This window comes from Sulfitobacter sp. D7, assembly GCF_003611275.1.
Taxonomy (GTDB): domain Bacteria; phylum Pseudomonadota; class Alphaproteobacteria; order Rhodobacterales; family Rhodobacteraceae; genus Sulfitobacter; species Sulfitobacter profundi.
The window spans coordinates 20,100-31,793 of the sequence record NZ_CP020694.1 but is presented as its reverse complement, the minus strand read 5'-3'; the positions used below and the strand labels follow the sequence as shown (position 1 = coordinate 31,793).

The 11,694-nt window shown below is 54.9% G+C and carries 9 protein-coding genes; 2 read left to right on the top strand and 7 right to left on the bottom strand.

Annotated elements, in window-relative coordinates; genetic code table 11:
• A complete protein-coding gene (locus tag B5M07_RS00125; protein ID WP_162931773.1) occupies positions 1-1,965 on the bottom strand; it encodes a Mu transposase C-terminal domain-containing protein in 1,965 nt (654 codons plus the stop codon).
• A complete protein-coding gene (locus B5M07_RS00120) occupies positions 1,952-2,662 on the bottom strand; it encodes a hypothetical protein (protein WP_120349744.1) in 711 nt (236 codons plus the stop codon). Before B5M07_RS00120 ends, B5M07_RS00125 begins: the two co-directional genes overlap by 14 nt.
• A 77-nt stretch (positions 2,663-2,739) precedes the next feature.
• Between B5M07_RS00120 and B5M07_RS00115 the strand changes: the two genes are divergently transcribed.
• Positions 2,740-3,567 (top strand): hypothetical protein, encoded by an 828-nt coding sequence (locus B5M07_RS00115; protein WP_120349743.1) that lies wholly within the window; start codon positions 2,740-2,742, stop codon positions 3,565-3,567.
• A gap of 1,787 nt (positions 3,568-5,354) precedes the next feature.
• Here B5M07_RS00115 and B5M07_RS00110 read toward each other — a convergent pair.
• From B5M07_RS00110 to B5M07_RS00090, 5 genes are read right to left on the bottom strand one after another with little or no spacing between them, the layout of a single operon-like run.
• On the bottom strand, positions 5,355-6,641 hold the full coding sequence (locus tag B5M07_RS00110) for a TRAP transporter large permease (RefSeq protein ID WP_120349742.1): 1,287 nt from the start codon (positions 6,639-6,641) through the stop codon (positions 5,355-5,357).
• On the bottom strand, positions 6,638-7,162 hold the full coding sequence (locus B5M07_RS00105) for a TRAP transporter small permease (RefSeq protein ID WP_120349741.1): 525 nt from the start codon (positions 7,160-7,162) through the stop codon (positions 6,638-6,640). The genes B5M07_RS00110 and B5M07_RS00105 overlap by 4 nt, the downstream gene beginning before the upstream one ends.
• A 12-nt stretch (positions 7,163-7,174) precedes the next feature.
• Positions 7,175-8,161, bottom strand: coding sequence for a TRAP transporter substrate-binding protein DctP (gene dctP / locus B5M07_RS00100; protein ID WP_120349740.1), 987 nt, complete (start codon positions 8,159-8,161; stop codon positions 7,175-7,177).
• Between the two features lie 25 nt (positions 8,162-8,186).
• Positions 8,187-9,140, bottom strand: coding sequence for a hydroxymethylglutaryl-CoA lyase (locus tag B5M07_RS00095; RefSeq protein ID WP_120349739.1), 954 nt, complete (start codon positions 9,138-9,140; stop codon positions 8,187-8,189).
• Positions 9,137-10,321, bottom strand: coding sequence for a CaiB/BaiF CoA transferase family protein (locus B5M07_RS00090; RefSeq protein WP_120349738.1), 1,185 nt, complete (start codon positions 10,319-10,321; stop codon positions 9,137-9,139). Before B5M07_RS00090 ends, B5M07_RS00095 begins: the two co-directional genes overlap by 4 nt.
• Positions 10,322-10,405: 84 nt before the next feature.
• Between B5M07_RS00090 and B5M07_RS00085 the strand changes: the two genes are divergently transcribed.
• Positions 10,406-11,341: a LysR family transcriptional regulator gene (locus B5M07_RS00085; protein ID WP_120349737.1), complete on the top strand. Its 936-nt coding sequence runs from the start codon at positions 10,406-10,408 to the stop codon at positions 11,339-11,341.
• Positions 11,342-11,694: the final 353 nt, after the last annotated feature.

Below are 11,694 nucleotides of genomic sequence, written 5' to 3'. Positions count from 1 at the left end.
CTACTCCATTTGCTCGATTGTCGGACGCTCGGACCTGCGTCTGACTGGGGCCTTTGGAGTAGGTTGGTTCGCTCTCTCGACAGCGGAAGTCTGGCTGCGTGGCGGGACTTTGGAATTGTCCAAAATTTGCTGGTGTTTGCGTCTCATGGCTTCTTTGGCACGTGCAGATTTCAAGGATTGAACTTTCCCGCGCCCAATTTCTTCGGCTCGCGTTTGTGCCTCCAAAGCCAATTCCATTGCCGTTGATCGTGCTTTTAGGTCTGCCTTCTTGGTCTCTTGACTTACCGTCCGCATGCGCTTTGCATCGGCAAAGCTGACTGCGGCAACATCATCGGATTTTGCAGGTACAATCAGCGGAACAGCCAAGCTTTCATGTATCACCGCGATTTCGCGGCAATCGGTGGGATCGTACCTGACATCAAGCGATCGCCGGACACCGATATGTTTAATCAGCTCGCCGAGCTCTGGTGAGTGAAAAAGCACACCTTCCACTTCAATCCCATAGTGCCACACCTTCCGAACTGTCTTTTCGACCATGAACCATTCTGTGATATCTTCTGGTACTGGAGGTAAGACCGCTTGGCTTTGTAGGCGTTTCCAACTTTGCATGGGGGATTCGGCGACGCGTAACGGCGACTGGATTCTGCGGCGGACTTTTGTGGCATACACATCGTAAAGCCATTTCATGACGAGGGCTTCCAACTGTTCGATTGTTAGGCATGCTTCCAGCATTCCTTTCTCAGTTCGTTCCTTGTCGGGAAGTTCTTTGGTGTGGGTCGAGCCCGCAAGTGTTTGGAGATACTCGCTCAGTTCTCGATTGAACCTTTCGACGAAAGGCTTTTTCTCAGGGCAGCCTGGAGCGTTCTTTGCCCATTCTGCACCGGATTGCTCAATGAGCCTGGAAAGGTGCCCACCACTGTTTTCTGAGCCTTGGTCAGAACTAATTATTTGAGGCACCCCGGTCATCTCGAAGCGGTTTTCAATGTTATACTTTTCGAAAAAGGCATCACCGCGGTCGGTCATAACATCTTTGATAGTCTGGACCGTCAATTCTTCCCGCGGTGCCGAAAGGCTGATGCGCAGGCCGACGGGAAAACCTGTCACCGCATCGACTGCTATGCTGAACGTCGGTCGGCCAATACAGGTTCGATCAACTCCCATCAGATGGATGTTTCCTGTTGTGCAGTCCACTTCAACAAGATCGAACGGCATCTGAACTCTATGAAAGAACTGAGCCTGCAATTTCAGCTTCTTTGCCGTTTCAGAATCGTGCCGGTAGGAAATGACGTCATCAACCCGCAGTTTTCTGAGAACCGCTTCAAGGCTGCGCTTACCATGCGGGTTGAGCTGCTTTTGGGTGTCGGCCTTATGCTTTTCGTACCAAGCTTGTTCATAGCGATATGCAACCAAGTCTGAGAGTTTTCCTGTAGAAATTCTATCGTTTTTCAGATAGATTTCTTCGAGGGCCGCCATTGCGATTTCCTCGTACAGTTCGTCGTACCGTTCTCCATGATTCCCTTTAAGGTGAGTCTTCGGTAGAAGCGCCGACCTACCGTCCTTGGATTTACACTGCTTCCAGTGTTGTAATGTTCTGAGACCGAACTGCGCTGGAACATATCGAATGAACCGTGGATTTTCACGAAGTTCAGTACCGATTATCTCGGCTGACTTTCTGGCCGAGTTCCCGGCGCGACGTAGCTCGTCGTCTCGCCGGATCGCATGAAGTTTCATACTTTGAGCGACGCGTGCATGTTCATCCGGAATAAAGCCTGCGGTTGGTTCTATGTTCAGGGGGGAGGCATGCCCACCCGCGATGAGGCGACGATATTCTTCTTTTCCAACCTCGCATAATTCACCGCAGCACTTTCGTAGGACCACAGATTGGTCCCTTTCAGCAATGCATTCGAGCTTCTCGGAACTGCCATTTCGGATGCCCAACTCGGCTAAAACGTCATTGTAGGCCAAGGGGTAGCTCCATGAGGTGCCTGGGCAACCCTTTTGAACTGCGGATCACTGTCTGCTGGGAGATGCGTTCGTCCTGTACATCACAGGTTACTTCACCATGAGCCAGCGCTGCGAGGATGTTCCGTTGAGAATGCCCCTTTTTGACCAGATCAGTGATATTCGCGCCTGTATCGGTATCTTTGCGAAGTTTTGCTGTATCAGGACCCTTTGGCACTGCTGACTTTGAGATGTTCAAAAGCCGCATATTCCGGACAAATGTTTCCGGCAGGCATGAGTCATCTATTATTATGAGGCGGTGACCGTAGCGGGCCAAGACACCAGGATAGCCCAAAATCTTAGGGTTCATTTCGATTAGGGCGGAATGCTTCACTTCGATAAAGACCGGGCCTTTGGGAAGGCTTGCTTTGAAATCTGGTGTGTATTCGACCGGGCGGTTGCCGTTTTCGGCGGCTGCTAAGCGAAGGTGCTCTTTGGACGGATAGGCGCGTCCTGTCGCCAAGTCGAAACACACCGGCTGAGAACGAATATCCGCGACCCTCGGATCAAGACCCATAACAATCGCAGCGCTTGCTTCCAACCGGCTTTCAAGCTGCATCAAGCGCCCGGTAGCGCCCGGTGTAGTATAGTGAGCTTTCTTTTGCTGCCCGCGCTTTTGAATTCTGCGTGCCGTCGGCGCTGATTTGAAGTCAACTCTCATTGCTGTTCCCCTGAGTCGTTAGTAGTACTAAACTATTTTGCTCTGTTTTGAGAGTCATTTCTTGATATAATGTTTCCATGAACGCTCCCACTAAGCTTGAAGCCTTTGCTTCAGATCCAAATTGGATGTCGTTTGCCAAAGCGCTGATGTCGGCTTTGGAGACACCCGAGGCATACAATTTCGTCGACGGTAACCAGTTGCTCGCGGCTGTAGCTCTCCTCCGCGGCGTTGATGCATCGAGCCTTCGCAATCCTCTTGCAGCAGTAAGTTGGATGAAAACGCATGCGCCGGAAGCACTGGAAGCAGAAAACGACGGTATTGCCATGACCGGCGTGTTGCTGCTTTCTCAAATATCATTTTATGACAATAAGTTAGCTGCCAGCCTCGCCACGAAATTTTTTGGCGGCGAACTCTCTCGAACACAGATCCGAGAGGCTCTGAAAGGTATTAGGGAGAAAAAAGGCGGTCGCGGAATATTGGCCCATGAGCGTGTGAGACAGGCGGTGGCCTTTGAAGCCGCCGTGGCGGCGTTCCTGAATAACAACCCTGATGTCTTGGAGCTTGGAAGTGGCATCAGTATTACCGAAGGAACCCGAAGCTCCAGAGTACCAGTTGATTTTGCTGTGTTACGGAACGGTAAGCCGATTGCTGCCATTGAAGTGAAATCATATCGTCAGAAAAGACACCAGCGATACTTGCTTGAAACGCTTGGAATGGCGGCGCTGGCCGCCCGGGAGCATTCCAAGACCGTTTTGGTGTTGCCAGAAAGCTGGGGAAGCTCAGTCGATCTCATGACCAAGCTCATTGAGGACCTAAAAATCGCCGATGTCAAAATCGCTATTTTCAAAGATGGAGATGGCGTCGGAAATCCTGGAGAGTTCCATTATGTCTTCGGCTCGTGGTAGGTATTACCGACGAGGGTAAGGTCGCAGCTGCGACATGCGTGCCTGCGCCATCCACTTCTAAATAGGTGAGGAGCTACGGTCTCGGGGCGTCGTCCGTACTGCCAGCAACCCGAACTGCGACCTTGCTGAACACCTGTTTTGCGCAGCGTTTGGCGGGACGCAGGACCCGAATGCACAGCGCGGGTTTGGTATGACCGAGCCGGACGAGACGCGCTTTCAGAATAAGGGGCGGCGGGTCCCTCGGCGCAATACCTCACGCCAGCTATCGGCAATCTATAACCTTACGGGCGGGCACTTCGACATATTGGCGTGCGTGATTCCAAAGATGACGTCTGCTTGATTAGGGCGGCGCTGATCCTACGCAGTTTACCGATTTTATAATAGGTAAGCGTCTTGCTGGACTTAATGGCTCACGTCCCCCGGTACACTTTTTTCGGCTTTTCATCGACCAAAGCGTTGAGATGCCAGCTGTCCGCGTCCTCAACTGCCTCAATATCAAACGACCGGCACTCGTGAGCAGACTTATTGGCAGTATGCGAACGTAACCCTCCATGAATGTCTGGGGTGAACTTACCACAACTTCGGCGTCAGCCCACCAATTTGCGATCGTCCCTGTGCATCGTGGCAGAGTCCAGGTCGATGTTGACCTGCGCGACGATACCCGCCAGGTGCTTGCACTATTCAGTGCGACAGGGAGCCTTCGCGGCATAGATCATCACGGTTACAGTGCTGAAATGCAGAACCAACCGCCTCCAGACTACTGCGATAAGTTGGCATGGTCCGCGAAGTAGGATAGTGGCACCGTATAGTGGCGAAAAATATCAAAGATAGTTGAATTATCATTTAATTTCAATTTTGTAGGTTTGTTCGTCAGTGGCAAGAAAAATCCTCCAGGTGACTGATTTCCTTTTCATTCTACTTCATATCAATCGCGTAAGTGCCGAGAGAAGAATATGAATTGGTTGCCTGATACATCGCTGGCTATTTGGGGTCATTCAAGTTTGTGGTTTTCGCAACCGGGTTCCCTGTGATGAGATGAGAAAGTAACCTTTAGTTGATTGTCTCGACAGGAACCAATTCCAGAATTGGCGTACAGCAGGGGTGAACCCATCAGCTCCGCCGGAATAAGGTGATAGGCAAAAAAAATTTGAGTTACGGCCTATTGGGCTGGAGAACACCCCGCTTTCCAACGCCTTTCCTACAGGCCATGAGGCGAAAAGAGATACTCATAGTGTTTGATTATATGAAGCAAAGCTGATCACGTTGTGGTTTCGCCTTCTTAAACAATGGCTGCCGATCAAGGTGACATGCAGACGTAGGTATTTCCCGAGGGCCCATCTACGAAGTGCTGATGATGTGTTTTTCAAATGAGAGTTCTCTACCTTCGGGGTCAATTGGGCGTTGTTATAAGTGCGACGGTTCCAATCATATCGATCTGAAAAGATTGTTCGACTTAGGCTCAGGCGTCGATTTTTTCAGGCGTTTGGGGCCAGTAGAGGCGCTACATATCTGCAGAAGGGGCGGGAAGGAGACATTCGCTGCAATCAGTGTGGAAGTCCGCTTTGCGAATTTAGCGCCAAATAGGAGCCGTTTCTCCTAAATGTGCTTTTGGCACTTCGGGGATGCGCTGACTTGGTAAACGGGCGGCAAGCGATCCATTGCTACACCATTGGCAATGTTTTCAACGGGACTGCGAATGGCAAGGAGTGTCAAAATGAATGCTGGTATTTGCTATTGGATGATTGAGCCGGTCAAATTGTATAACCGGCTCGGTCGGCCGTATTTTCCTACCGGCCAAATCCGGCAGCAGTTGGCAGCCATGTGGCCAGCTCCGGTACAGCGATAAGCAGCGCGAGGCCGGCGATCATGATGATCACGAACGGAGCTGCACCACGCACAATCGTCGCGAGCGGCGCGTTCGAAATACCCTTGATCACGAACAGGTTCATACCGACTGGAGGGGTGATCATTGCCAGTTCGAGGTTGATCATCAGCAAGATGCCATACCAGATCGGATCAATGCCAAGGGCAATCATTGTCGGCAACAGGATCGGTGTCGTGATCAGGATGATCGCAATGGATTCGAGGAACATGCCAAGCACAAAGATCAGGACCATCACCACAAGAACGAAACCGATCGGACCAAGGCCAAAGCTTGCCACGGCCTCGGTCACGCCGACCGGAAGACGGACCAGCGTGATCGCATGGCCGAACATCGCTGCACCCGCGATGATCATGAAGACCATCATCGAGGTTCGCATTGTCGAATAGGCACACGCCCACAGGTCACTGAACCCGAAATTGCGATAGACCAGCACCGCGACCAGCAGCGCATAAAGGGAACCGGCGGCGGCGGCCTCGGATGCGGTGAAGATACCAAAATAGATACCGCCCATCACGACCGGTGGCGCAAGCAAAGCCCAGACCGAACGCCGAAAGGCAAAGACTGCGGCAGGCCAGCCGGCCCAGTCGGGGGTGTTGATTCCGTCGCGCCCACGGGCCTGGATCATGCAATAGGCCGAAAACATCAGTGCCAGCATCAGCCCCGGGATGATCCCGGCCAGAAACAACGCACCAATTGACGCCTCCGACACGATTGCATACAGGATCATCGGCCCGGACGGCGGGATCAGAATACCCAAGGTGCCGCCTGCTGCCACGACCCCCAAAGCATCCCGTTCGGCATAGCCAAAGCGTTTCATCTGCGGGATTGCGCTGGATCCGATGGAAAGCGCCGTTGCAACGGAGGAACCGGAGATCGCAGCGAATATGGTGCACGCCAGCACCGTGGCGACGCCGAGGCCGCCCTTCACATGACCGATGACGGTGTGGGCGAATGTATAGAGGTCGTCGATCACCTTGGCCCGGATCATCACCTGCGCCATGAACACGAAAAGCGGGATGGTGCTGAGGACCGGTTTATCGAGCTGGGTAAAAACAGCATCGCCCAATCCGTCTATATCCCCTTCGACGATCATCATGATGGCGCTTGCAGACAGGCCAAGGGCGGCAAAGATTGGAATGCCCGTGAGCAGAAGCAGGATTAGCCCTGCAAAGACAAAGATAATGGTCATTGAGGCAGCCCCCGTAAAGAGCGGTAAAGGCCAAGCGCTGCGGTCAGGAAAAGCAGGGCCATCCCAAGGACAACCGGCACCTGCGGAATCCACGTCGCGATTTCGATATAGCCGACAGAATATGACCCGAAACTATGGGCGAAAGCGATGCTGTCCCATATCGACACGCCGACGATGGTGGAAAATGCCATGACCGACAGGTTTGCCAAGACCCTTTGCAGACGGGCCAGGCCGGGGCGCAACTGGGCCGACACAAGGTCGATCGCGATGTGATCCCCGCGCCGCAACGCCTCGGCCGAGCCGAGCATGATAAGCGTCACCAGCAGATAGCCAATCATTTCGTCGCTCCATTGCAGCGGGCTGTCGAACAGGTAGCGCCGGATCACGGCAATCACAATCTGGACAAGGATCACAAGGATCAGCGCCGTGCTGAGCATGCCGCAAAAGCGGACAAGACAGGTGATGATGCGGTCTGGGAAGATGGGAGCATTGGCTGCTCCCACCTTTTTGTTTTCAATCATGATCCGACCGGCTCACATCTTGGCAATCAGATCGAGAAGCGTCTGGCTGTCAGCATCTCCTTCGCCGAACGATTTGTCGAAAGCAGGCCGCATGACAGCTTCAAGTTCCGCGTTCTCTTCTGGTGTGGCGATATGCACTTTCACGCCTTTTGCCTCGAGCTGGCTCGGACCTTCTGCGGCGGCTTCGGTCGAGGCTTCGATCGCCCATTCCGACGCTTTCATGCCAGCCTGCGTGAGGGCGGACTTGGATTTATCCGAGAGCCCGTCGTAGAAATCGGGGTTCAGGTAACCGTGCAAATAGGCCGACAAGACAGGGACGACGGTAAAGGCATCCTGCACTTCATAGTATTTACGCGACACGGCGGCAGCAACGTCAGTGATCGCACCGTCGATAACGCCGGTGGCCAGTGCCTGATACACTTCGGACCCGGGCATTGCCGTGGGTGTTGAGCCAAGCGCGGACAGGGCCGCATCAAAGGGCGGTGTCACACCACGCATCTTCAGGCCGGCAAAGTCTTCTGGCTTGACCAGCGGCGCACCGTTTGTGGTGAAGACAGAGGTGTTGGTCTGGAACAACCAGACGACGTTCTTGACGCCTTTCTCCAGCAGCTTTTCTTCAAGGAAGCTTGCGGCCTCCGAAGTTGGCCATTTCTTCCAGATTTCGATGTCACCAAAAGCATAGGGTGCGACGGTCACGTTCATAATCGGCAGCGTTTTGCCCCATTGAAAGTTCAGCGAGAATGCACATTCGATGTCGCCCTTGGCGGTTGCCACGATGTTTTCGCGCGCGCCAACAAGGCTGTCCGCGCCGAAAATCTGCACGTCGATCTCGCCTTCGGAAAGGCTTTCGACCTCGGCGGCCCAACGGTCGACAACCTTGGCGATGTGGTGCGCAGGGGGCAGCTGGTGGCTGCACCGCATTTCCGTAGCGGCCTGTGATGCCGGCGCGGAAACCGCAAAGATTGCAGCCCCGATGGCTGCTGATTTAATATATTTCATTGTTGTTTCTCCTCCCAGTTACAACTCAGACCAAGGATTTGGCCTGCCAATTTGCGTTCTTCGGTGGTCCTGCGCGGTGCAGGGCCCCGTGGAACATTTCACCCGGCATCGCCTCCCCTGCGATGCGCCGGGCGTCTTTCAGTCTGTCCAGATCAATTCCCGTGGCAAAACCCATAGACTCGGACAAAAATACGATATCTTCGAACACGACATTGCCGGTCGCCCCGGGCGCAAACGGGCATCCGCCCAATCCGCCAAGCGATGCATCGATCACCCGCGCACCGTTATCCAGCGCTGCCGCCGCATTGGCGACACCCATGCCCCGCGTGTCGTGAAGATGGATGATAAAAGGCTGGCCGCCGCAAAGCTTCTCCATCCGCGCACAAATCGCGCCAACAGCCTTTGGCCCGGCGTAGCCGACTGTATCCGCGATCCCGACGATATCGGCACCTGCATCAAGACAGGCCGCGGCCAGACGGAGAACCTCTTCGGGGTCGACATTTCCTGCGATGGAACAGCCAAGCGCCATCGCGATCCCGGCGTTTACCAGCTTGTCGGGGGCGTTGCGGTCGCGCATGGTGGCAACGTTGCGCACCAGATCCACCGCGGCATCGCGCGAGCGGCGCATGTTGGCCTGGCTGTGTTCTTCGGTCGCGGAAACAACGCAGACCAATTCGCGGATCGCGCTTTGCACTGCGGCCTCGGCCCCTCGTTCGTTTAGGGTCAGCCCCGCCGAGTGGATGTCGAGCCGTTCGCCCGCAGCAATCATCGCGTCAATATCGGCAAATTGGGGGAAACGGGTGGCGGGCAGGAATGATCCGACCTCGTAATGACCCACACCTGCGGCGCATTCTGCTTCAAGCCAGGCGATCTTGGCCTCGGTCGAGGGCAGCGACTTGGTAATCTGAAGCCCGTCACGCAGACCGACTTCGCGAAGGGTCACGCGGTCGGCGGGGTAAATGGAGCTGGCTCGGGTCATGCTGCTGTCTCTACACCGCAGGCGGCTGCGATTTCAGCCTCGCTGAGCCCGGCAGCCGAAAGAACAGCGTGGGTATCCGCGCCGATTGCGGCGATGTCGAGGTTTTCGCCCACCACCGGTTGATCGTCGATCTCGAAGGGCATAGCGGGCGCACGGTAGGTGCCGCCTTCGGGCAGGGAGGATGTGAAAAGCCCGCCGGGGCGTGTCACATGGGGATCGTCGTACATCTCGGCCGGGCGGTGGATCGGCGAGAAGGGGATGCCAGCGTCTTCGAAGGCTTCGAGGAGATCGGCAAAGGACCGGGTGCGCACAGCCGTAGCGACCACCGGTATGGTGCGGTCGCGGGCGTCGATCTGCTTCATCCGGGTTTGCAAATCGGGATCGTCGAGCAACGCCTGCAGCCCCAAAATATCGCACAGCGTTACCCACTGGCCTTCTGTGACGGCACCGATAAACATCTGCTTTCCATCCGAGGTGTCAAAGATATCGTAGACCGGCCATGAAAACTCCCGTTCGGGCATCGGCGGGGCCTCGCGGCCTTCGATGTCGAATTGCACCATATGCTGGGCCACAAGAAAAAGGCAGTTTTCAAAAAGCCCGGTGCGCAGCACGTGACCCTTGCCATCTTTCTCGCGTTGCAAAAGGGCAACCAGAACCGCGAAGGCACCAAAAAGGCCGCCCATGATATCATTCGCCGATGATCCGATCCGCAAGGGACGTCCGGTAGGGCCGGTCATATAGGCCATGCCGGTCATCATCTGCACAACCTCGTCCATCGCGGTCCGGTTCTCGTAGGGGCCCTTGAGGAACCCCTTGAGGGATGAAACGATCAGACTGGGATAGCGGGCCTGCAATACGTCGGGGGCGAACCCCATCTTGGCCAGGGATTGATCGCGGAAATTCTCAACAAAGACGTCCGCCCCTTCAAGAAGCCGATGCAGCGCATCTTTTCCGGCATCCGATTTCAGGTCGAGCGTGATGCTCTTTTTGCCGCGGTTGAAGGTCGGGTAGAAGCCCCGTCCCATGCCAGTCAACGCGCGGGTTTTGTCACCCTCGGGCGGTTCGACCTTGATGACTTCGGCACCAAGCATCCCCAGAAACATGCCGCAAGACGGCCCCATGATCATATGCGTCATTTCAACAACGCGTAGTCCGGCAAGTGGCCTAATGTCTGTGGTCATGAAAACTCCTCCTGAAACAGTCATAGCCAAAGTCGTGTGAACGAGATATTATAATGTTTCGAAGAAACCCTTCTGAAAAACAGAATGCTTGATACACGCCAGCTTCAATATTTCAACGCGATTTACGAATATGGGTCACTGGCGCGTGCCTCGACCCATCTGCGGATCGCGGCATCAGCCCTTAGTCATCACCTGGCCCAAATGGAGGCGCGATTCGGAAAGCCGCTCTTTCGGCGCAAGCCCAGGGGCATGGAGCCAACAGCCGCCGGACACCGGCTTTACGGGCACGCCCGCTCGATCTTGCGCGCCATGGCCGCAGCCGAAACTGATCTGACCGATGCTGTCGACAAGATTTCGGGGCCGGTATCGGTGGGCATGTCCTTTTCCGCGGTCAAGGCGATCGGAGTCGCTTTTATCACGCAGGTGGTGCGCGATTTCCCCAATGTCCAACTGGCCCTGACCGAGAGCCTGTCCGGCGCAGCGCTTCCGCATCTTCTGGCTTCCGACGTCGATCTGGCGCTGATCTACAATCCGCCTGTCGACCCGAACTTTGAGTCAGAGCCGGTGCTTGAGGAAAAGATGTTCTGCGTGGGGCGCACCGATATCATCGGGGATACCGATGATCCGATCACCTTTGCCAAATTGCTGGACCTACCGATCATCCTGCTACGGCAGGGGGTATCGGCGCGCGCGATCATGGATGATGTGGGATTGTTGAAAAAGATCGAGGCAAAAGCGATCCTTCAGATGAATTCCGTTCAGGCCATCGCAGGGTCGATCGAGGCGGGTCTTGGGTGCATCATCGGTACGCGGCTTTTCATGCACGATCAGCTTGAACGCGGCACCGTCCGCGCCCGTCCGATTATCGCGCCCGAGCTGTCACGAACCCTTTATCTTTGCCGCCTGGCGTCCCGGCCTCCGACCTTTGCCACCGAAGCTATTCGGCAACTCCTGATCAATCACGTTAGGGATGCTGTCCTATCGGGGGCTTGGGATGCCCAGTTGTTTCAGCGTTCTTGAAAGCGCTCTTGGCAGCGCCCATCCGGATAACCGGAATTTCCCCAAATATTGATATCACCCGCACTTCGCCATGCGATCTGAGGGGGTGGTCTTCGTCAAATGTCTGGCAGACCTCATTCGCTATTGATTGCGCATTCAGATTGAAGGAGCCTGACGAATGACTTCCGGAAAATCATCGCATCAGTACCTTCTGAAGGTCTTCTTGTCCGAGTTAATCTGAACGGGACATTCGCTCTTATACGTCTGAATGGCGGCTCTGGGCCGTTCGCGTCGATCGACACCAAAAGGGGCGGAGAGCTGACCTTCGCTGCGGTTTGCATCAAGTTCTGCTATGCGGACAAAGTAGACGTTCA